The sequence below is a fragment of the Streptomyces sp. Alt3 genome, assembly GCF_030719215.1.
Classification (GTDB): domain Bacteria; phylum Actinomycetota; class Actinomycetes; order Streptomycetales; family Streptomycetaceae; genus Streptomyces; species Streptomyces glycanivorans.
Map to the genome: position 1 here is coordinate 6,154,072 of NZ_CP120983.1, position 19,859 is coordinate 6,173,930.

General features: G+C 72.8%; 19 protein-coding genes and 1 riboswitch. Of the genes, 9 read left to right on the forward strand and 10 right to left on the reverse strand.

Annotated features, from left to right (window positions below; all coding sequences use genetic code 11):
- Positions 1-2 precede the first annotated feature (2 nt).
- Both thiS and thiO read right to left on the reverse strand, forming a co-directional pair.
- Positions 3-227: a sulfur carrier protein ThiS gene (thiS, locus tag P8A20_RS27155; RefSeq protein WP_306104391.1), complete on the reverse strand. Its 225-nt coding sequence runs from the start codon at positions 225-227 to the stop codon at positions 3-5.
- Positions 224-1,438: a glycine oxidase ThiO gene (thiO, locus tag P8A20_RS27160; protein WP_306104392.1), complete on the reverse strand. Its 1,215-nt coding sequence runs from the start codon at positions 1,436-1,438 to the stop codon at positions 224-226. Before thiO ends, thiS begins: the two co-directional genes overlap by 4 nt.
- Positions 1,436-1,548, reverse strand: a riboswitch (TPP riboswitch). Its footprint overlaps the gene before it by 3 nt.
- 51 nt (positions 1,549-1,599) lie before the next feature.
- On the opposite strand from thiO, the gene P8A20_RS27165 reads away from it, so the two are divergent.
- From P8A20_RS27165 to P8A20_RS27190, 6 genes are all read left to right on the forward strand, one after another.
- A complete protein-coding gene (locus P8A20_RS27165) occupies positions 1,600-1,941 on the forward strand; it encodes an avidin-fold protein (RefSeq protein ID WP_147963011.1) in 342 nt (113 codons plus the stop codon).
- Between the two features lie 28 nt (positions 1,942-1,969).
- On the forward strand, positions 1,970-3,202 hold the full coding sequence (locus tag P8A20_RS27170) for an NAD(P)/FAD-dependent oxidoreductase (RefSeq protein WP_147963010.1): 1,233 nt from the start codon (positions 1,970-1,972) through the stop codon (positions 3,200-3,202).
- 68 nt (positions 3,203-3,270) lie between these two features.
- On the forward strand, positions 3,271-3,636 hold the full coding sequence (locus P8A20_RS27175) for an Rv2175c family DNA-binding protein (protein ID WP_147963009.1): 366 nt from the start codon (positions 3,271-3,273) through the stop codon (positions 3,634-3,636).
- A 147-nt stretch (positions 3,637-3,783) separates the two neighbouring features.
- Positions 3,784-4,434 (forward strand): thiamine phosphate synthase, encoded by a 651-nt coding sequence (gene thiE, locus P8A20_RS27180; RefSeq protein WP_147963008.1) that lies wholly within the window; start codon positions 3,784-3,786, stop codon positions 4,432-4,434.
- Positions 4,435-4,541: 107 nt separating this feature from the next.
- On the forward strand, positions 4,542-5,459 hold the full coding sequence (metF, locus tag P8A20_RS27185; protein ID WP_147963007.1) for a methylenetetrahydrofolate reductase [NAD(P)H]: 918 nt from the start codon (positions 4,542-4,544) through the stop codon (positions 5,457-5,459).
- 50 nt (positions 5,460-5,509) lie between these two features.
- Positions 5,510-6,463, forward strand: coding sequence for a chromosomal replication initiator protein DnaA (locus P8A20_RS27190; protein ID WP_306104393.1), 954 nt, complete (start codon positions 5,510-5,512; stop codon positions 6,461-6,463).
- A gap of 64 nt (positions 6,464-6,527) precedes the next feature.
- Here P8A20_RS27190 and P8A20_RS27195 read toward each other — a convergent pair whose 3' ends face one another.
- From P8A20_RS27195 to P8A20_RS27215, 5 genes are all read right to left on the reverse strand, one after another.
- Complete coding sequence (locus P8A20_RS27195) at positions 6,528-8,021, reverse strand: phytoene desaturase family protein (RefSeq protein WP_147963005.1); 1,494 nt, start codon at positions 8,019-8,021, stop codon at positions 6,528-6,530.
- 31 nt (positions 8,022-8,052) lie between these two features.
- The gene (locus P8A20_RS27200; protein WP_147963004.1) at positions 8,053-8,670 is read right to left on the reverse strand and encodes a DUF4126 domain-containing protein; all 618 of its coding nucleotides are present in this window, start codon (positions 8,668-8,670) and stop codon (positions 8,053-8,055) included.
- A gap of 351 nt (positions 8,671-9,021) precedes the next feature.
- Entirely contained in the window at positions 9,022-9,633 is a 612-nt protein-coding gene (locus tag P8A20_RS27205) for a TetR/AcrR family transcriptional regulator (protein WP_147963003.1), read from the reverse strand.
- 29 nt (positions 9,634-9,662) lie between these two features.
- Positions 9,663-11,750 carry a YhgE/Pip domain-containing protein gene (locus tag P8A20_RS27210; RefSeq protein ID WP_147963002.1) on the reverse strand — a complete coding sequence of 696 codons (2,088 nt, stop codon included), beginning with the start codon at positions 11,748-11,750 and terminating at the stop codon, positions 9,663-9,665.
- Positions 11,722-12,498 carry an ATP-binding cassette domain-containing protein gene (locus tag P8A20_RS27215; RefSeq protein WP_306104394.1) on the reverse strand — a complete coding sequence of 259 codons (777 nt, stop codon included), beginning with the start codon at positions 12,496-12,498 and terminating at the stop codon, positions 11,722-11,724. The genes P8A20_RS27210 and P8A20_RS27215 overlap by 29 nt, the downstream gene beginning before the upstream one ends.
- Positions 12,499-12,666: 168 nt before the next feature.
- Here P8A20_RS27215 and P8A20_RS27220 point away from each other — a divergent pair, with 168 nt between their 5' ends.
- From P8A20_RS27220 to P8A20_RS27230, 3 genes are all read left to right on the forward strand, one after another.
- Positions 12,667-13,206, forward strand: coding sequence for an SAV_6107 family HEPN domain-containing protein (locus P8A20_RS27220; RefSeq protein ID WP_306104395.1), 540 nt, complete (start codon positions 12,667-12,669; stop codon positions 13,204-13,206).
- Positions 13,207-13,308: 102 nt separating this feature from the next.
- On the forward strand, positions 13,309-14,067 hold the full coding sequence (locus P8A20_RS27225; RefSeq protein ID WP_147962999.1) for a class I SAM-dependent methyltransferase: 759 nt from the start codon (positions 13,309-13,311) through the stop codon (positions 14,065-14,067).
- 300 nt (positions 14,068-14,367) lie between these two features.
- Entirely contained in the window at positions 14,368-14,772 is a 405-nt protein-coding gene (locus P8A20_RS27230; protein ID WP_033303312.1) for an SCO2097 family morphological protein, read from the forward strand.
- Between the two features lie 237 nt (positions 14,773-15,009).
- Here P8A20_RS27230 and P8A20_RS27235 read toward each other — a convergent pair whose 3' ends face one another.
- Genes P8A20_RS27235 through P8A20_RS27245 form a run of 3 tightly spaced genes read right to left on the reverse strand, consistent with a single transcriptional unit; the run spans position 15,010 to position 19,849 of the window.
- A complete protein-coding gene (locus tag P8A20_RS27235) occupies positions 15,010-17,430 on the reverse strand; it encodes a transglutaminase TgpA family protein (RefSeq protein ID WP_306104396.1) in 2,421 nt (806 codons plus the stop codon).
- Complete coding sequence (locus tag P8A20_RS27240; RefSeq protein ID WP_306104397.1) at positions 17,427-18,800, reverse strand: DUF58 domain-containing protein; 1,374 nt, start codon at positions 18,798-18,800, stop codon at positions 17,427-17,429. Before P8A20_RS27240 ends, P8A20_RS27235 begins: the two co-directional genes overlap by 4 nt.
- On the reverse strand, positions 18,800-19,849 hold the full coding sequence (locus tag P8A20_RS27245; protein ID WP_147962996.1) for an AAA family ATPase: 1,050 nt from the start codon (positions 19,847-19,849) through the stop codon (positions 18,800-18,802). Before P8A20_RS27245 ends, P8A20_RS27240 begins: the two co-directional genes overlap by 1 nt.
- Positions 19,850-19,859: the final 10 nt, after the last annotated feature.

Sequence of the window (19,859 nt, forward strand, 5' to 3'; positions counted from 1 at the left end):
GCTCAGCCTCCCTGGACCGCGGTGAGGACCTCGACGCGGTCACCGTCGGCGAGCGCGGTCGCGGACCACCGGGAACGTGGCACGACGGCCTCGTTGACCGCGGCGGCGACACCCGAGGGAGCCCTGGTCAGCTGCGCGACCAGGGTGTCCAGGGCGGTGCCGGAGGGGAGGGCGCGGCGCTCCCCGTTGACGGAGACGTGGACGGCGGTGGGCACGGGCTGTGTCATACGGGCTGCTCCTGCGGCGCGGGGGCGGTGTCTTCGGGGGAGGGGCTCTGTCCGGTTCCGGGGGAGGCGGGGGCGAAGCGGCTCGGCGCGAAGGGGCGGCCCACCTCGGGCAGCTCGCCGGTGGTCAGCACATGGGCCATCACGTCGCCGGTGACGGGCGTCAGCAGCACCCCGTTGCGGTGGTGCCCGGTGGCCAGGTGCAGGCCGGGCAGCGCCGTGGGGCCCAGCAGTGGGGCGTTGTCCGGCGACGCGGGCCGCAGACCGGCACGGGTCTCGGTCAGCGGCAGCTCGGTGATGCCCGGTATCAGTTCGTGGGCGTCACGCAGCAGCTCGTACACCCCGCCCGCGGTGACCGTGGTGTCCCAGCCGAGCTCCTCGGTGGTCGCACCGACCACCAGCTCACCGTCGGCACGCGGGACCAGGTAGACCTGGCTGCCGCGCACCACCGCCCGCACGGTCCGGCTGAGGAAGGGGGCGTACGCGGAGGGCACGGTCAGCCGCAGCACCTGCCCCTTGACCGGGCGCACCGGCGGCACGACGGCCTCGGGCACCCCCGCGAGGCGGCCGCTGAGGCTGCCTCCGGCGAGCACCACCTGGCCGGCGGCCAGCCGCGTGCCGTCGTCCAGGACGGCTCCCGTGGCGCGGCCGCCCGTCACGGAGAGCCGCCGGACCCAGGCACGGCGGAAGAGCACCCCGGCCCGCTCGCAAGCGGTGACCAGCGCCGAGGCCAGCCGTCGGGGATCCACCTGGTGGTCGCCGTCGACCCGCAGCCCGCCGCGCACACCGGGCGCGAGCATCGGTTCCAGCCGGCGGCACTCCCGGCCGCCGAGCCACTCGGACCGCAGCCCCGAACGCTGCTGCAGCGCGTGCAGCTCCCGCAGGTGCGCCCGGTCGTCGGAGTCCAGGGCCACGGACAGGGTGCCGCAGGAGCGGAAGCCGGTCGTCAGCCCCGTCGCCTCCTCGAGCTCGGCCACGAACGCCGGATAGCGTTCCGCCGAGGCGACGTTGAGGCCCAGGAGGGTCTGTTCGCCGTAGTGGAGCTCGGTGACGGCGGCGAGCATCCCGGCGGCCACCTGGGCGGCCCCGCCGCCCGGTTCGGGATCGGCCAGCGTGGTGCGCAGGCCCCTCTGGGCCGACCGCCACGCGGTGACCAGGCCGATGATGCCGCCTCCGACGACCAGGACGTCGGAACTGTCTGCGGAGATGCGCATGGGCGTCCAGCCCCTCCCTTCGCCGGCATGACCCGGATCAGGTTCGTACGGTCGGAGGCCGGTCAGCCTCCCTCTCAGCCCGGTGCGTCCGGGCTCCCGCGGTTGTCTTACGGTGGCCAGCCTAGACCCCGCCCCTCGCGGCAAGTAAGGGAGCAGCACACATGGCCCGTTCGCTCGACGGACTCGTCCTCTCACCCGTCGCCGACCAGGCGCCCGGCCAGGTCGGGACCCGGACCCGGTTCACGTACCACGAGCGGAACGGCCGGATATGGGCCGAGTACGAGGGCGGAGACATCGTCCACGGGCACCTCGTCGGAACACGGGACGCGGACACCCTGGACTTCCGCTACGTCCAGTTGAAGCAGGACGGGACGACCTCCTGCGGGCACTGCGTCTCGGCCGTCACCGACCTGCCCGACGGCCGTGTCCGGCTGGACGAGACATGGGAATGGGAGTCTCTGCGGGGCAGCGGGACGAGCGTGGTGGAGGAGCTCCCCGGATGACGCCACGTCACATGATTAGGGTGGACGGGTGAACGAGCAGACGCAGGAACCGGCAGCGCGGGAACGACCGCGGGACGTCGTGATCGTGGGCGCCGGCATGGCCGGCGTGCAGACGGCCGTCGCCCTGCGCGAACAGGGCTTCACGGGCTCGGTCACCCTGATCGGGGCGGAGCCGCACCAGCCGTACGACCGTCCGCCCCTGTCCAAGGCGGTCCTGCTCGGCAAGGCCGAGGACTCCGCCTTCGACGTCGACTTCGAGGCGCTGGACATCACACTGCGCCTGGGGCTGCACGTGACCGGCCTGCGTGCCGGAGCACACGAACTGGACACCGCCGAGGGGCCCGTCGCCTACGACGCCCTGGTCCTCGCCACCGGAGCGGAACCCGTCGGACTGCCGGGCTCCGAGGGCGTCCCCGGAGTCCACCTGCTGCGCACCCTCGACGACGCCGCACGGCTGCGGCCCGTGCTGGAGCGGCAGCACGACGTGGTCGTCGTCGGAGCGGGCTGGATCGGCGCGGAGTTCGCCACCGCGGCCCGCGCGGCGGGATGCGCGGTCACCGTTGTCGAGGCCGCCGACCGCCCGCTCGCGGGCACGATGCCGGCCGAGGTCGCCGCCCCGATGGCCGACTGGTACGCCGGGAGCGGCGCCGAACTCCTCACCGGCGTCGGGGTCGCACGCGTCGAGGAGGGCGCCGTCCACCTGGCGGACGGCCGGGTGATCCCCGCCGGGGCGGTGGTCGTCGGTATCGGCGCCCGGCCCGCGACCGCCTGGCTCGCGGGCTCGGGCATCGCACTCGGTCCGGACGGCTCGGTCACCACCGACAGCTCGCTGCGCACCTCACTGCCCGATGTCCACGCGGTGGGCGACTGCGCGTCCTTCCCCTCGGCCCGCTACGGGGAGCGGCTCCTCGTCCACCACTGGGACAACGCGCTCCAGGGACCCCGGACGGTCGCCGCCGCCCTCGCGGGGGGTGCGGAGACGGCGTACGACCCGGTGCCCTACTTCTGGTCCGAGCAGTTCGGGCGCTTCGTCCAGTACGCCGGCCATCACGCCGGTGCCGACACGCTGCTGTGGCGGGGTGACCCCGCGGACCCGTCCTGGACGGTCTGCTGGCTGCGGCAGGGGGTCCTGGTGGCCGTGCTGGCCGTCAGCAGGCCCCGCGACCTGGCGCAGGGACGCAGGCTCGTCGAAGCCGGTGCACGGATCGATCCGGCACGGGCCGCGGACTCCTCCGTACCGCTGAAATCGACGGCTCTCTAGCGGCGGGCACGGCCACGTACGCCCGGCCCGGGTACCGACTGTCGGTCCGGGATGGCACGCTTGTCCCTGTGACCGAGATTGACGCAAAGATCGATGCTCTCGTCCCCGCATGGCTCCACCTTCCCGACATCGCGGAAATGCTCGATGTCGAGGTGACGCGCGTACGGCAGCTGGTCAAGGAAGGCCAGCTGATCGCCGTACGACGTGGTGAGAACCGCGCGCTCCAGGTGCCTGCCGCCTTCATCGACGGCGACAAGGTGGTCAAGGGCCTCGTAGGCACCCTGACGCTCCTGAGGGACGACGGCTACAACGACGAAGAGATGCTGGACTGGCTCTTCACCCCCGACCCGAGCCTGCCCGGAACCCCCGCGCAGGCCCTGAGCGAGAATCGCGGTACGGAGGTGAAGCGCCGGGCCCAGGCGCTCGCCGTCTGACCGGCGGACCGTGAGCGGAGTGCGGGCCGTGGCATACGCGGCCCGCACTCCGCCGTCACCGGACCAGTCGGTACGGTGGCCCGCCGACGTACGGACGATTCGTCACCGCACCAGTGATCCATCTACGCACCGACGGGGGAATTCATCATGTCCACGCTTCGCGACCAGCTCTCCGGCGCCCGGCTCTACCTGTGCACGGACGCCCGCAAGCGGCAGGGGGACCTCCCCGAGTTCCTCGACGCCGTGCTGGCCAACGGAGTGGACATCGTGCAGCTGCGGGACAAGGGCATGGAGGCCGCCGAGGAGCTCGAACACCTCGCCGTCCTCGCCGACGCCTGCAAGCGCCACGGCGCGCTCCTCGCGGTGAACGACCGCGCCGACGTCGCCCACGCCATCGGTTCCGACGTGCTGCACCTCGGGCAGGGAGACCTCCCGGTGCCCGCCGCCCGTGCCGTCCTGGGCGGCGACGTGGTGATCGGCCGCTCCACCCACGCCGAGGCCGAGGTCGACGCCGCCGTCGCCGAAGCGGGCGTCGACTACTTCTGCACGGGCCCCTGCTGGCCCACCCCGACCAAGCCCGGCCGGCACGCCCCGGGCCTCGGCCTCGTGCGCCACGCCGCCTCGCTCGGCACCACCCGGCCCTGGTTCGCCATCGGCGGGATCGACGCGGGCAATCTGGACGAGGTGCTCGACGCCGGTGCCCGCCGGGTCGTCGTCGTCCGGGCGATCACCGAAGCGACGGATCCGGCCGAGGCCGCCGCGTCGCTCGCGCGGCGCGTCCGGGAGCGCGCCGTCTGACCGGGGCGCCCCGCCGAGGTGTCCGATGGGTGGACAAAATCCGCCATATTCCGGTCAATTGCGGCTCTCTGGTTGGGGTACCGCCATGCCCTGGTTAACCTCCCAGTATGGCCCTTGGCACACCTTCCACCAGGACAGATCACGCGCGCACCGTGCGTGAGCTGCTCGCGACCGGCGAGACGTCGTTCTCCTTCGAGTTCTGGGCGCCCAAGACCGAGAAGGGCGAGCGGAACCTCTGGAACGCCCTGCGCCGGGTCGAGGCCGTGGCGCCGAGCTTCGTCTCCGTGACGTACGGGGCCGGCGGTTCGACCCGCGCCGGGACGGTGCGGGCCACCCAGCAGATCGCCGCGGACTCCACGCTCACACCGGTCGCCCACCTCACCGCCGTCGACCACTCGGTCGCGGAGCTGCGCAACATGGTCGGGCAGTACGCCGACGCCGGGATCCGCAACATCCTCGCGGTGCGTGGAGACCCGCCCGGTGACCCGATGGGCGAGTGGGTCGAGCACCCGCAGGGCGTGCGGTACGCGGCCGATCTCGTCCGGCTGATCAAGGAGGCCGGCGATTTCTGCGTCGGCGTCGCGGCTTTTCCCGAAAGGCATCCCCGGTCCGCCGACTGGGACTCCGACATCGGTCATTTCGTGGACAAGTGCCGCGCCGGTGCCGACTATGCGATCACGCAGATGTTCTTCCAGCCGGAAAGCTATCTGCAGATGCGTGACCGAGTCGTCGCTGCGGGTTGCGACACCCCGGTCATTCCCGAGGTGATGCCGCTCACCAGCGTCCGGCAGCTGGAGAGATTCGCGCAGCTCAGCAACGCGTCGTTGCCTTCCGCGCTGAAAGACCGCATCCTCGCCGCAAAGGACGACCCGGCCGCTGTACGCTCCATTGGCATCGAGTTCGCCACGGAGTTCTGCGCGAAACTGCTCTCGGAGGGTGTTCCGGGGCTGCACTTCATCACGCTCAACAACTCGACGGCGACACTCGAGATCTACGAGAATCTCGGACTGCACAAGCAGTCGTGACCGGCCGTACCCGCCACCAACCGGGGCGGTGGCCGTAGGAGGGGGCGGGCGTGGGCTGGACGGTCCTCTACATCGCATTCGGCATAGTGGCGCTGTGGCTGCTGGGCGAGGTGCTCCTGCAGTACAAGGCTCGGCTGCGCTGGCGGCTGCTCGCCTTCGCCGGCTTCCTCGGTGTGGTCCTCGGCGTGCTGATCCCCTCCGTGCTGGTGATCGTCGTCGGTGCGATCGCCTTCGCGACCGGCCAGACGTACGTGACGCTCTCCTTCCGGCGCGGCTTCTCGACCGGCTGGGCCATCGGCGGCAGCCCCGGTGAGAGCCGGCGCCGCCGCAGGGCGGGCGGCGCGGAGAGCCGGGAGCCCGTGCTCGAGGTCTCCGGCCTGGAGTACGAAGGGGCGTCCCGGCAGGCGGACCCCGCCGCCCCCGCGGCGGTCTACGCGACGGAGCCGATGCCGGACGACACCGGGCAGTACGGCGTCTACACCGACCACGCCCGGACGGGCGGGGCCGGCCATCAGGACCAGCACGGCGAACAGCAGCCGCCGTACGCCGCCTACGACCCGTACGACGGCTACGGCGGGCAGGCCCCGCAGGACCCCTACGGCGGTCAGGGGAGCTACCAGGACCAGGGCGCCTACCAGGGGCAGGGCGGCTACCAGGACCAGGGCGGCCACGCGGCCGGTCAGTACGACCACGGCGCCGACCGGACGGACCACGGCGCCTACTCCGACCCGTACAACGGCGCCGGCACCACCACGGGCACCGGGCAGTACACCCCGTACGACTCCTACGGCAACGGCTACGACCCCGCGCCCTACGCCACCGGGCAGCAGCAGCCCGAGGACCCGTACGCCGGGCAGTACACGGACACCCCGCCCGGCGGGGTCTGGGTCCCGCAGCAGCGCGAGAGCGACCAGTACCCCCCGCTGCCGCCGGAGGTCCCCGTCCAGCCCGCCCCGTACGGCAACGGCTACGACACGGGCCAGAACGAGCAGTACCGCTACTGACCCGCCGGCCGGCTCCGGCACCCCGGCCGCGGGTCCACCGCACGCCCCCGACGCTTCCGAAGGCTCACTGCGAGCCGCGGAAGCCGTCGCCCTCCACGACGAGCCCCGCGACCAGGGCACCCGACATCCCGGCGTGAGCCAGCCCTCCGCCGGGGTGCGACCAGCCGCCCGCCCGGTACAGCCCCGGCAGCGGGGTGCGGTTCGCCGCGTGCAGGTAGGAGCCCCCCGCCCCGGCCAGGGCCGGGGCCGGTACCGAACCGCCCCGGGCGCCCGTGTCCGCCTCGGTCTCGGCCGGTGTACGCACCTGCGCGTGGAGCACCCGTTCGCGGAGGCCGGGAACGGCTTCGGCGGCCCGGCCGATCACCGTGTCCGCGAACCGCTCGCGAAGCGCCGCGTCCGTCCAGTCGACGGGGCCGTGCGGTGACACCGTCACCGTCAGGGTCACCGCTTCGTGCGCGTCGTCCGGGCGGGTCGTCGGATCGTCCGGACGCAGGACCGTCACCGTGGGCAGCTCAGCCGTCCGGCCACCGAACACCGCGTCCTGCTCCGCAGCCGGGTCCGCGGTGTGCACCACCGTGCGGTGGACGGCTCCGGGCTCCCGGGCGCCGCGCAGCGACAGCAGGACGTGGAAGCGGCCCGGTACCACGGGCGCGCCCGCGGGACGCCCTTCGTCCCTGACCGGCAGGAGCCCGGGTACCGGCTGCGCGCCGAGGACCACATGACCGGCCTCCACGCTCCCGCCGTCCGCCAGTTCGATCCCCGCCACCCGGCCGTCCTTCTCGGCCACCCGGACCACCTCGGCGCCGAAGACGAACTCCACCCTGCGGGCCAGACAGCGCGCGTACACCGCGTCGGCCAGGGCGCGCATGCCCCCGGCGACGTACCAGCTGCCGAAGGTCTCCTCCATGTACGGGAGGAGGGCGGCCGCCGCCGGGGCCCGGCGCGGGTCCAGGCCGTACGACAGGGCGTACCCGCCGAGCAGGGACGCCAGCCGGGGGTCCGTCAGCTCCCAGGTGCCCACCTCCGCCACCGTCCCCGCCTGCCGGGCCGAGCGCAGCAGCCTGCGGCTCCGCACCGCCGGGTAGGGGTCGCGGACCAGTGCCCGCCGGTCCTCGGGCAGTGGCTCCTCCAGCAGCGGCCTGCGCGACCGGTTCCAGGCGGTGCCCGCCCGGTCCAGGAAGTCGCCCCACCGGGCTCCGGCCCCCTCACCGAGCGCCCGGTCCAGCGCACCGGTCACACCGGCCCGCGAGGCGTTGGGCAGCGAGACCGCGGTGCCGTCCGCGAAGAGATGGCGGCTCGCCGGGTCGACCTGGGTGAGTGTGACGCACTGCTCCAGGCTCTCCTTGCCCGTCTTCACGAACAGGTCGCGGTAGACCGCGGGCAGATGCAGCAGCCCGGGGCCTGTGTCGAAGACGAAGCCGTCACGGGCGAACCGTCCGAGCGAGCCGCCGTAGGTCTCCGACCGCTCGTACACCGTCACCCGGTGGCCTGCCACGGAGAGCCGTGCAGCCGCCGCCATCGCGCCGGTCCCGGCGCCGATCACCGCAATTCGTGCCATGTCAGTGACCTTACGGGGTGCCGCCGACGGCTCATTCGTGCGGCCGGTGCCCGCCCGCCCCGGCCAGGCGCCTCTCCTCCCGGCGCTGCGCCCTGCGCCGCCGGAACCTGCGGATCCGGGAAGCCAGGAAGAGCAGTGTCACGAGGCCCAGCAGGAGGAGGGCCCCGGCGATCACGGCCGCCGCCACCGGGTTGAAGACGGCGAAGGTGATGATCCCCGCGACACCGAGGTCCTCCGCGACGCTGACCCCGGCGTTGCTGAACGGCTCGGGCGAGGTGTTGACCGCCATCCTGGTGCCGGCCTTCACCAGATGGCTCATCAGCGCGGTCGAGCCGCCGACGGCTGCCGCGGCGAGCTCCGGCAGCGACCCGCTCTCGCCGGCCAGCAGCGCGGCGACGACCGCACCGGCCACGGGCCGGATCACCGTGTGGGCCGCGTCCCAGGCCGAGTCCACGTACGGGATCTTGTCGGCCACCGCCTCGAACAGGAACAGCACCCCGGCGGTCACGAGCACATCGGTGCGCTGCAGGGACTCGGGGACCTCGTCGGTCAGACCGGTCGCGCCGAAGACGCCGAAGAGCAGGATCACCGCGTAGGCGTTGATCCCGCTCGCCCAGCCGCTCGTGAACACCAGGGGGAGTACGGACACGGACGTGATCGTAACCAGTCCGGCGGGCGCCCGGACGGGGCTTGTGCACAGTCCTGAGTATCCCTACCTAGTCCTGGAGATGAGTAGGGACGCGGATGGGCTCCCACCTGCGGGGACGGAAGAGTGGAGACCACGGAAGGGGCACGGCGCCCGGACCGCCGGCACGGGGCGGCGGAACGGCGCGGCACCCCGGAAGTATCGGGGGCACACGGCGCGGAGCTCCGGGACCACGGGGGACACGGGGTCACGGGGGAGGGCTCCGCGGCGGTACCGGGACGCCGGTCCGGTGGAATTCGGGGGGATCGAATTCCACCGGACCGGCGTCTTTTCGTCGTGGGCCGTCTCAGGGCCTCAGCGCCCGCTGACCCGGCCGTGCAGCAGCAGGGACAGGGCGGAGTGCACGTCGTCGATCGTCCGCTCGGGCTGGAACGCCTGCCAGTCGAGCGCGGCCACCAGGACCATGCCGACCAGGGCGGCGGCCGTCAGCTGGATGTCGATCTCCTCACTGAGCTCACCGCCCGCGACACCCTCCCGCAGGACGCCCTCGACGACGGCGACGGCCTCCTGACGCAGCACCAGGAGGGTCGACTGCCAGGCACGGTTGGTGCGCCAGAGCTCGGCCACGTACAGCTGGGTGAAGGCCGGGTAGCGGTCGATGAAGACCAGACCGGCCCGGATCATCGCGTCCAGGGCCTCCACCCGGGTACCGCCGCGTGCGTCCGTCGAGTCGGCGGCGGAACGGAGCGACTGCGTGAGCAGTCCGACTCCGTGCCGCAGCAGTTCCTCGAACAGCTCGGTCTTGCTCCTGAAGTTGTAGTAGACCGTGCCCTTGGCGACCCCGGCGCGTTCGGCGATCTCGTCCACCGTCGTCGCGGAGAACCCCTTCTCCGCGATGAGGGTCACCGCCGCCTCGTAGAGCTTCTGCCGGGTGACCTGGCGGCGTGTGGTGCTACTGCTGTCCATGGCCACGATTCTCACAGGTGCGGGCGCGGTCACAGACTCAGCTCCGGGTGGAGCCGGTCCAGGGTCCACACCTGCTTGCGGCGGGCGGAGAGCGCGGTCAGCGTCAGGGCGCCCGCCGTGAAGACGAGCAGCACGGCGCAGCCCTGCCAGACCGGCCCGAGCCCACCGCCCGTGATCAGCCGGCGCAGCCCGTCCACGACGTACGTCATCGGCAGGTAGGGGTGGATCGCCCCGAAGAACCCCGGGCTGGTCTGGACGGGGTAGGTGCCCCCGGCGGAGGTCAGCTGGAGCATCAGCACCGCCAGGACGAGGATGCGGCCCGCGGCGCCGAAGCGGGCGTTGAGCCACTGCACGATCGCGGCGAAGCAGCAGGTCACCAGGGCCAGGAAACCGAGCGTTCCGGCTGCGTGCGTCATCTGCAGACCGAGCTGCCAGTGCAGCACCGACATCAGGGCGGCGACCTGCAGCAGGCCGATCGCGGCCACCGGGAGCCAGCCCGCGAAGGCGATGCGCCAGGCAGGCGCCCCTGCCGCGAGGGCCCGCCGGTTGAGGGGCTGGATCAGCATGTACGCCACCATCGCTCCCACCCACAGCGAGAGCGGGATGAAGTACGGGGCGAAGCCGGTGCCGTAGTTGGGCGCCGCGTGCAGCGAGGAGGAGGCCAGTTGCACCGGGTCCGCCATCACACCGGTGCGGGCGTCCCGCTCGTCCTTGTCGTAGTCGGGGATCCTGCCGACCCCGTCGTTGAGCCCCTGGGCGAGGGTCGCGGAGCCGTCCCCCAGCCGGTACAGACCGCTCTTCAGATCCTTGGCGCCCGTGTCGAGCTTCTTGACGCCGGTGGCCAGATCGCCGGCCCCCGTCTTCGCGGTGCCGAGACCGGTGTGGAGCGCGTCGGCCCCATCGGCGACCTCGTGCGCGCCGGTGTTGAGCGCCTTGATCTTCGAGACGGCGGACTCCAGGTCCGTGTCCAGACGCGGCGAGCGCTTCGCCAGGGCGTCGGCCTGCTTCTCCAGTTCGGTCAGCCGGGTGCGGAGCTTCGTCAGGTCGCCGTTCTGGTTCTTCACCAGCGCGGCGACGTCGTCGGACACCGCGGTGACGTCCTCGGCCGCGACCTTGGCCCGCTTCAGCTGCGGGCAGACGCCCGGGTCCGGCAGCGGCTGGTCCTCGCACCGGGTGCGGTAGACCTCCGTCAGGTCGTCGGACGCCGTGTGGGCGGCGGCCGAGGCGACGGGTGCCGCTTCGGCCAGCAGGTCGAGGTTGTCGCGTACGGCCTTGGAGGAGTCGGCGACCAGCCGGGCGGTGTCGCCGATGGCCTTGCCGTTGTCCTTCAGGAAGGGGCGTACGTCCTCGGCGACGGCGTCGACCTTGTCCGCGAGCAGCTGGGTGCCGCCCGCGACCTGCCGGGACCCCGTCTCCAGGTCGCCGGCGCCCTTGTTCAGCTTCGTGATGCCCGTGGAGAGGGTGCCGCTGCCCGATCTGGCGTCCTTGAGGCCGTCCGCGAGGTCCTTGGAGCCCTTCTTCGCCTTCGTGAGGCCGCTCTCCAGGTCGTCGGCGCCCTTGGCCGCCTTCGCGGTCGCGTCGTGCAGGCCCGAGAAGTCGATGAAGATCCGGTCCAGGAAGCCGCGGGAGGCCTTGGCCGACGCGGCACTGCGGACCTCGGCGAAGACCGTCCGGGAGATCTGCCCCACGATGTAGTTGTTCGCGTCGTTCGTGCGCACCCGCAGGGCGCCGGTACCGGGGGAGTCCCCGGCACTCGATGCGATCCGCTCGCTGAAGTCCGACGGCATGGTCAGCGAGAGGTAGTACGTCCCGTCCTCGACTCCCTGTTCGGCCTCGGCGGAACCGACCTCGTGCCAGTCGAAGACCTTGGAGTCGAGCAGTCTGCCGGTTATCTCGTCACCGGCCGCGAGGTGCTCGCCCCCGGTGCTCGCTCCCTCGTCCTCGTTGACGAGGGCCACGGGTATGCGGTCGAGCCGCCCGTACGGGTCCCAGAACGACCAGAGGTAGAGCGCTCCGTAGAGCAGGGGCAGCAGGAGGAGGGCCACGAGGGCGGCACGGGGCATCCGGCCCCTGCCGAACCGCCGCAGCTCAAGCGCTGCCAGTCTCGGCGATCGCATCTGCCGTTTCCTTCCCGGTCGTCGTGTCGTCGCAGGTCGCTTCCGTCCCGGGCGCCGGGCGGGTCCGCACCGTGAGCGCGTCCTCGGGGGCCTCGCTGCACACGGCCAGCACCGTGGTTCCGCCGGCCGCGAGCGTGCGCAGCAGCTCCCAGGCCAGGGCGCGGTCGGTCGCCGAGAGTTTGAGGTCGGTGTCGTCCACGGCCAGGAGCCGGGGACGGCCCATCAGGGCGAGGGTGACCGACAGGCGCAGGGACTCCAGGCGCTCCAGGTCCCGCACGGAGGTGCGTTCGCCCTTGGGCAGCGCCGCGAGGTCGAGCCCCGTGTCCGACAGGGCGGTGTCGATGGCGTCCCGGGCCGTGGCAGCGCGTTCGGCGCGGGGGCTCAGCAGGGAGCGCAGCGATCCGTCGAAGCGGCGCCGCAGCAGGGCCCGTTCCCGCAGGTGCTCGGCGACGGTGAGGGACGGGTCCAGCTCACTCACCCCGGGGACCGGGCCCAGCGCGCTGAACCCGCGCACCGCCCCGAGCCGTCCGGGCAGACGCTCGCCGCCGACCTCGGCGTGGCCCTGTGTGGACCGCATCCGGCCGGTGAGCGCGAGCAGCAGACAGGTACGCCCCGAACCGGACGCGCCCTCGACCGCGACGAGCGATCCCGGAGGGGCGGTGAACCCCACGCCCCGGAAGGCCCAGCCTCTCGGGCCCTTCAGTCCGAAGTCCTCGGCGCTCAGTGCCGCCCCGTGCGGGCTGTCCACGACCCCACCCCCATTTTTGAACTGACTGGTCAGTGCAAAAAACTAGCCCGTACTCGGGCTCGAAGCAAAGTGCCTGGTCAGCGGCGGAATCTGAGGGAATGTCAGTGCCGACCGTCACGATGGACACAGACGGCCACCGAGCCGTCACACGACGACAGGAGGTTCGTCATGGCCAGCTCGTCCGCAGCCGCCGCCCCGCGGCGCCGCGCAGGCAGCCCTGCACCCTCACTGACCGGACCGGCGACCGACGTGCACCCCGTGCTGCGCCGCACCACCGCGCCGCCCGCCGCCCTCGACCTGCTCGCCCAGGCCCACGCGGGCCTGGAGGAAGCCGCCGGGCTCGACGTGCCCAACGAGCGGTACGCCACCGCCCACCTCGCCGCGCTGCGCACCGCCGCAGCGGTGCTCGCCGCCCGAGGCCGCCCCGAGACCGGCGGACGCCGGCGCGAAAGGATCCGCAGCGCCTGGGAGGTCCTTCCCGACATCGCGCCCGAACTCGCCGAATGGAGCGCCCTGTTCGCTTCCGGAGCCGGGCGCAGGGCGCGCGCCGAGGCGGGGATACCCGGCGCGGCCGGCAGTCGCGACGCCGACGACCTGCTCCGTGACGCGGCCATGTTCCTGCGCCTGGTCGAGCGGCTGCTGGTCCTCCAGCCCGTCCTGCCGCAGCCCCGGAAGGACGGCTCCGGACACTGGCCCGACGCGGAGTGACCGCGTGGACGGTGCGAGGCAATAGGGTGGAGACCACCCGTACCACCTGCACCGTTCACGCTCCGCCGTCCGTGGCGGCACCGTGCCGAGGAGTCAACTGCCGTGTCGGACCAGCTGCGCCCCCGCGCCTCCCTCCGTACCGCCGTGGTCTGGGAGGTCCTCAAGGACGCTCTCGAGCGCCGGGTCAAGGCGACCGGCAGGGAAGCTCTGGACGTGCTCGACACCGGCGGCGGCACCGGCAACTTCGCCGTGCCCGTCGCCCGGCTCGGCCACCGGGTCACCGTCGTCGACCCCAGCCCGAACGCCCTGTTCGCGCTGGAGCGCCGTGCGGACGAGGCCGGAGTCGCCGACCGGGTCCGCGGTGTCCAGGGCGACATCCTCGGCCTGTTCGAGGTGGTGGACCGTGCCGGATACGACGCGGTCCTGTGCCACGGGGTCCTGGAGTACGTCGACGACCCCGCCGAGGGTGTGCGCAACGCGGTCGACGCACTCCGCCCGTCCGGAGCGCTCAGCCTGCTCGGCGCCGGCCTCGGCGGAGCCGTCCTGGCCAGGGCGCTCGCCGGACACTTCGCCGAGGCCCGGCAGGCGCTGACGGACCCGGCCGGACGCTGGGGCACCGGCGACCCCGTGCCCCGCAGGTTCACCGCCGACCAGCTCACCGGACTGGTCGACGCGGCGGGCGTCGAGGTCGGCGCGGTCCACGGGGTACGGGTCTTCGCCGACCTGGTGCCGGGCGTTCTCGTGGACACCGAACCGGGCGCGATGGAGGAGCTCCTCAAGCTGGAGGCGGCCGTCGCGGAACTGCCGGCCTTCCACTCCGTGGCGACCCAGCTGCACGTTCTGGGAGAGAAGCGCGCCTGACCGGAGGGTGACACCGTCGGACCAGAGGCCGGAAAGCGGCAGTAGCCCGGCTGATCAGCAACGCAGCTGCAGACGGAGTACTGCCCGGAACACCCGATCGGGCCGCGGGCCCCGTATGATCGGGTGACACCATCCGGCATGACGGATCGGAGGTCGGGGAATCTACGCCTCAGCAGCCGAGCCGAATTGGCGGTCCGGACTGGCTATGGCTAGAGGGCGGGTTTCACGGGGGCGAATCCCTGCCTATCCTGGAAGGGCCGCATACCGGTCGCCCCCGCGGCCGACGACGAGGAGGACTCCGTGCCGCTCTCGGAGCACGAGCAGCGAATGCTCGAGCAGATGGAGCGAGCGCTGTACGCCGAAGATCCCAAGTTCGCTACAGCGCTTGAGGGAAGCGGGCTGCGCAGGTACACCCGGCGACGGGTCTACCAGGCGGTGGCCGGTTTTCTGGTGGGTATCGCGCTCCTCATGGCCGGAATGGTTTTCCAGCAGACCTGGGTCAGTGTGGCGGGTTTCCTCGTCATGCTGGGCTGTGCCGTGCTGGCGGTCACCGGATGGCGCAAAGCGCCGAAGCCCGGTGAGCAGCAGCCGGCGGGGAGTGCGAGCGGGGGCGGAGGCGAACGCCGACACCCCAGGCAGCGCCGGTCGATGATGAACCGGATCGAGCAGCGGTGGCAGCGCCGCCGCGACGAACAGGGCCAGTGAGCTTTCCGCGTCCCGGCGGCCGGTGACCGCACCGGCCACGGGACGCGGATGCGGACCGGACACACCGGGACGCGATGCCGGACCTCACATGAGGGGCGGTCGCTTCGCAGCGACCGCCCCTCACGCGTTCTCCCTCACGCGTTCCCTCACCGTCCGGGACCCCGTCTGCGCTCCCGTACCCACCCGCACACGCCCTCGGATCCGAGGAAGTCCGCAGGTGGGACGGCATCCAGGAGCTCAGCCCTGCTGACGCGAAGGACGACGCAGCCGGGCCGCCCAGCGGTCGCGCCCCACACGGGCCGACCACCGGCGGCCGAGTTCCGCCCGGCGTTCCGAGAACGCCCAGATCACCCGAACGGCCGAACGGGGCGCGAATGTCGCCCGCAGCCTGCCCCAGCGGCCGGCCGAGGCCCACAGCCCGGCCCGCACGGCCCGCACGTCCTGTGCCGGTGCGGACGCCGACCCCGGCTCGGGTGCGTAGAGCACCCGCTCCACCGCGCCCGCCACCTGGTGGATCGCGGCGGCCGCCGTGCCCTGGAGGCCGCCCAGCCGCACGACACGTGCCGCGGCCTTGCGCGGGGTCTGCGACTCGTCCGGCGGGATGCCGTGGTCCCAGGCCGTGTCGGTGATCTCCCGCCAGGCGGCCATCACCCGTGCCGCCGCGTCCGCGGGGGTCCGCCCTCCGGAGGAACCGAGCCGCCGGCCACGGGCCCGGATCCGCCAGAGCACGGGAATCAGCGGAAGCACGACGACGACCAGGGAACCGAGCACCCACAGGGCGATCGTGCCCGCCGGGGTCCCCGGATCGGAGGAGTCCACCGCTCCGGGAGCCGCGGACGCGCCGCACTCACCCTGCCTGCGCATCTGCTCGGGGCAGGACTCCGTGGCCGAGGGTGCCGCCGTGGGCGCCGCGGAGGCGCCGTCCGTGGGCAGCGTGGGATCGCTGGGGTCCTGGGAAGGCGTGTCGGGGCGGGTGTACGCCGGGGTGCTGCCCCGGGACGGCGTCGGCTCGAAGCGGGTCCAGCCCACGCCCTCGAAGTACAGCTCGGGCCAGGCGTGCGCATCGCGCAGCCCGACCGACACCGAACCGTCCGCCTGGACCGTGCCCGGGGTGAAGCCCACCGCGACCCGTGCGGGAATGCCCAGGGTCCTGGCCATCGCCGCCATCGTGAAGGAGAAGTGGACACAGAACCCCTCCTTCTCCTTCAGGAACCGCTCGATCGCCGCCGTACCGGTGCCCGACGTCACCGTCGTGTCGTAGCGGAAACCGCCCTCCGACGCGAACCAGTCCTGGAGCTTCACGGCGCGCTCGTAGTCGTCGGACGCGTCCTCGGTCACCTGCCGCGCGGTCCGCTCGACCACATCCGGCAGCGACCGGGGCACCCGTGTGTACTCACGGGCCAGGTCCGAACGCGGTGCCATCGCCCCGGCGAGCTGCTCGGCCGTCGGCTCCACCACCAGGCTGCTGACCTCGTACCGCGCGCCGCGCGTGGTCTGGCCGTCGTCGCCGACCAGGGTGCGTCCCTCGGGCTCGTAACGCCAGCGGCCCTGGATGTCCACCTCGCTCGCCGGGTAGGGGAGCGGCAGATACGTCTGCTGGTACGAGCGGGACGCGGAGATGTTCGTCCTGATCTCGGTGACGGAGACGTCCTCGCCCAGCCCGGTCGGCTGCGGCAGCCGGTCCGGGACGTCCCGCAGCCTGCGGGTCGACGGACGCCACTCGCTGCCGTCGAACTGGTCCAGGGCCAGGATGCGCAGATAGAAGTCCTGCGGGCTCGCGGAGTTGGTGCGGTACGTCATCACCTCCCGGTTCTCCGGCTGGTTCAGGTTGTTCTGCAGCGAGACCAGCGGGTTCACCGCGGAGATCGTGCCCCCGCCGCTCCCCTTGCCCGACCCGCCGCCCGTGCCGCCCAGCAGCCCGCCGTCCAGAGCGGGCAGAGCCGCCGGCACGGCGAGCGCGATGCCCAGTGTCACGGCGCCGATGCGCCGCCCCGTACGCACCGACGCGGACGCGCGCCCGGATCCCTCCAGGCCGGCCGCCAGACCGCCCGAAGTACGGGACACACCACCGAAGACGCGCCCCCACCGGGACAGCCGGTCCCGGCCCTCGGCCAGCAGGAGGGCCAGGTAGCCGCACGCCGCGAGCAGGAACCAGAGCCATCCCGCCCCGCCGTCGGAGAGCCCCGCGGCGACCGAGTAGAGCGCGAGAAGCGGAAGACCGGCCGGGGCGGCGGCGCGGAAGGTCACGGCGAGGACGTCCACGGCGAGCCCGATCAGCAGCACCCCGCCGATCAGCATCAGCCGGATGCCCTCCGTCGCCGGCGCGGGGATGGCGTACCTGCCGACGTCGTCGGCGCCCATGGTCAGCAGGTCCATGAGGTGCCGCCCCGCCTGGGGGCCGGGCAGTACGCCGAACACGGCGTGGTCCCTGGCGAACGCCATGGTCAGCGTCAGCAGTGTGACGAACACCTGGAGGGAGACCGTCAGGAACCGTGCCGTACGCATCCGGCGGGCGAGTGTGCCCACCCCGGTCTGCACGGCCAGCAGGAACGCGGCCTGCAGCACCCATGTCGAGGTCTCGACCAGGGGCAGCAGCGCTCCCGCCGCCGTCATCGTGGCCGCGAAGGCGCACAGCGCCAGTCGGGTACGCCCGCTCATGACCGACCCCCGGGGAACCCTGTCGTCGTTCCGGCCGCGGAGGACCGCACGCCGGGGTCCTCCTGGCCCGCCTGCTGCCAGAGGCGGGCGAGCTCCGCACCGGGGGGCACCGCCAGCGCCGTCCAGCCCGCCTCACGCAGCAGCCGAAGACGCTCGGAGGCCGGGGCGGGAGCCACGCTCTCCCCGCCACGTGTCCAGTCGCCGCTGTCCAGCACGAACGCGACGGCCCCGCGACTGCGCTGCCGCATCCTGGCCGCCACCGCCGCCTGCTCCTCGTCGAGATCGCCGAAGAACGCCACCAACAGCCCCTCGTCGCCGCCGCGCAGCACGTCGTGTGCGCGGGAGAGCCCACCCCCGTCGGAATGACCGACGACCGCGAGGGTGTCCATCATCAGGCCCGCCGATTCCGCGGAGTCGTGGATCGACCCCGGGAAGCCGTCGGTGTCCCCGCCGGGTGCGGCACTCCCCTCGTCGGTGAGCAGCCGGACCGCGAAGCCCCGCTCCAGCATGTGCACCAGTGCGGACGCCGCCCCGGACACCGCCCACTCGAAGGCCGATCCCGGCCCGGCGCCCTGGTAGGCGATCCGCCGGGTGTCCAGCAGCACCGTGCACCCCGCCCGCTGCGGCTGCTCCTCGCGACGCACCATCAGCTCGCCGTAGCGCGCGGTGGAGCGCCAGTGCACCCGTCGCAGGTCGTCGCCGTGGCGGTAGCCGCGCGGAATGATGTCGTCCTCGCCCGCCAGCGCCAGGGACCGCTGCCTGCCGTCGCCGTATCCGGAAGCCTCCCCGGCCAGCCGCAGCGGTGGAAGAGGCTCCGTGCGCGGGACGACGACGAGGGTGTCGTAGGCGCTGAAGGAACGCGTCAGCTCGCACATCCCGAACGGATCGTTCAGCTGCAGTTGCAGGGGCCCCAGCGGATACCGGCCGCGCAGGTCGGAGCGGACCCGGTAGGACACCTCCCGTACGCCTCCCGGCTCCACCCGGTCCAGGACGAACCGGGGCCGGGGGCCGAGGACGTACGGGACGCGGTCCTGGAGCATGAGCAGGCCCGTGTGCAGCCGGGACACGTTGTCCATGCGGAGATGGACCCGCGCCTCCGCGCCCGCCGGGACGCGCGACGGCGACAGCCGCCGGCTGCCGACCACCCGGTAGCGGGTGCGGTAGAGGACGGTGACGCAGACCAGCGGCAGCACCGCCAGCAGCAGGCCGACGCGGAGCAGATCGCCCTGGCCCAGCACGAAGGCGCAGACCGCCGCCGCCACACCGGCGGCCAGGAAGGACCGGCCGCGTGTCGTCAGACCGCCCAGAGCGGCCCGCAGGCCGCCCTTGTCGTCGCTGTCGTCCACGGGGCCCGGTGCCCCGGCCGTCATCACAGGCGCCGGGCGCCGGGCTGCCGGCCGTACACCGGGCCGCCGGGCCGGTGCTGGGGCTGCGCGGAGGCGGTGGCGCCGCCACCCGAGGTCGGCACGGGTGTGCGCTGCAGGATGTCCGTCACGACCTGCTCGGCCGTACGCCGGTTGAGCTGCGCCTGCGCCGTGGGAAGCAGCCGGTGGGCCAGCACCGCGACCGCCAGCGCCTGGACGTCGTCCGGCAGGGCGTAGTCCCGCCCGCTCAGCGCGGCCGACGCCTTGGCGGCCCGCAGCAGATGGAGGGTCGCACGCGGCGAGGCACCCAGTCTGAGGTCCGGGTGCTGACGGGTGGCGGACACCAGTTCCACCGCGTACCGGCGGACGGCCTCCGCCACGTGGACCGAGCGCACCGCTTCGATCAGCTTCACGATGTCGTGGGCGTGCGCCACCGGTTGGAGGTCGTCCAGCGGTGACGGCCCGCCGTGCACGTCGAGCATCTGGAGCTCCGCCTCGGCGCTCGGGTACCCGATGGACACACGGGCCATGAAGCGGTCGCGCTGCGCCTCGGGGAGGGGATAGGTGCCCTCCATCTCCACCGGGTTCTGGGTGGCCACCACCATGAAGGGATCGGGCAGTTCGTAGGTCTGCCCGTCGATGGTGACCTGGCGCTCCTCCATCGACTCCAGCAGCGCCGACTGGGTCTTCGGCGAGGCGCGGTTGATCTCGTCGCCGATCACGATCTGCGCGAAGATCGCGCCGGGCTTGAACTCGAAGTCCCGTCGCTGCTGATCGAAGATCGACACCCCGGTGATGTCCGAGGGCAGCAGGTCCGGCGTGAACTGGATGCGCCGCACCGAGCAGTCGATGGACCGCGCCAGCGCCTTGGCCAGCATCGTCTTGCCGACGCCGGGCACATCCTCGATCAGGAGGTGTCCCTCCGCGAGCAGCACGGTCAGCGAAAGCCGTACGACCTCAGGCTTGCCCTCGATCACACCCTCGACCGACCTGCGTACCCGCTCGGCTGTGGTGGTCAGATCTGTGAGGCTCGCTCGATCGTCATAGGTCGTCACCCGGCCCTCC

What these genes read in the sequence shown, in the direction of transcription:
- P8A20_RS27210 (WP_147963002.1), bottom strand. Translation starts at nt 11,750, where the DNA reads ATGCGATCGCCGAGACTGGCAGCGCTTGAGCTGCGGCGGTTCGGCAGG.
- P8A20_RS27220 (WP_306104395.1), top strand. Translation starts at nt 12,667, where the DNA reads ATGGCCAGCTCGTCCGCAGCCGCCGCCCCGCGGCGCCGCGCAGGCAGC.
- P8A20_RS27195 (WP_147963005.1), bottom strand. Translation starts at nt 8,021, where the DNA reads ATGGCACGAATTGCGGTGATCGGCGCCGGGACCGGCGCGATGGCGGCG.
- metF (WP_147963007.1), top strand. Translation starts at nt 4,542, where the DNA reads ATGGCCCTTGGCACACCTTCCACCAGGACAGATCACGCGCGCACCGTG.
- P8A20_RS27165 (WP_147963011.1), top strand. Translation starts at nt 1,600, where the DNA reads ATGGCCCGTTCGCTCGACGGACTCGTCCTCTCACCCGTCGCCGACCAG.
- thiO (WP_306104392.1), bottom strand. Translation starts at nt 1,438, where the DNA reads ATGCGCATCTCCGCAGACAGTTCCGACGTCCTGGTCGTCGGAGGCGGC.
- thiE (WP_147963008.1), top strand. Translation starts at nt 3,784, where the DNA reads ATGTCCACGCTTCGCGACCAGCTCTCCGGCGCCCGGCTCTACCTGTGC.
- P8A20_RS27240 (WP_306104397.1), bottom strand. Translation starts at nt 18,800, where the DNA reads ATGACGGCCGGGGCACCGGGCCCCGTGGACGACAGCGACGACAAGGGC.
- P8A20_RS27205 (WP_147963003.1), bottom strand. Translation starts at nt 9,633, where the DNA reads ATGGACAGCAGTAGCACCACACGCCGCCAGGTCACCCGGCAGAAGCTC.
- P8A20_RS27235 (WP_306104396.1), bottom strand. Translation starts at nt 17,430, where the DNA reads ATGAGCGGGCGTACCCGACTGGCGCTGTGCGCCTTCGCGGCCACGATG.
- thiS (WP_306104391.1), bottom strand. Translation starts at nt 227, where the DNA reads ATGACACAGCCCGTGCCCACCGCCGTCCACGTCTCCGTCAACGGGGAG.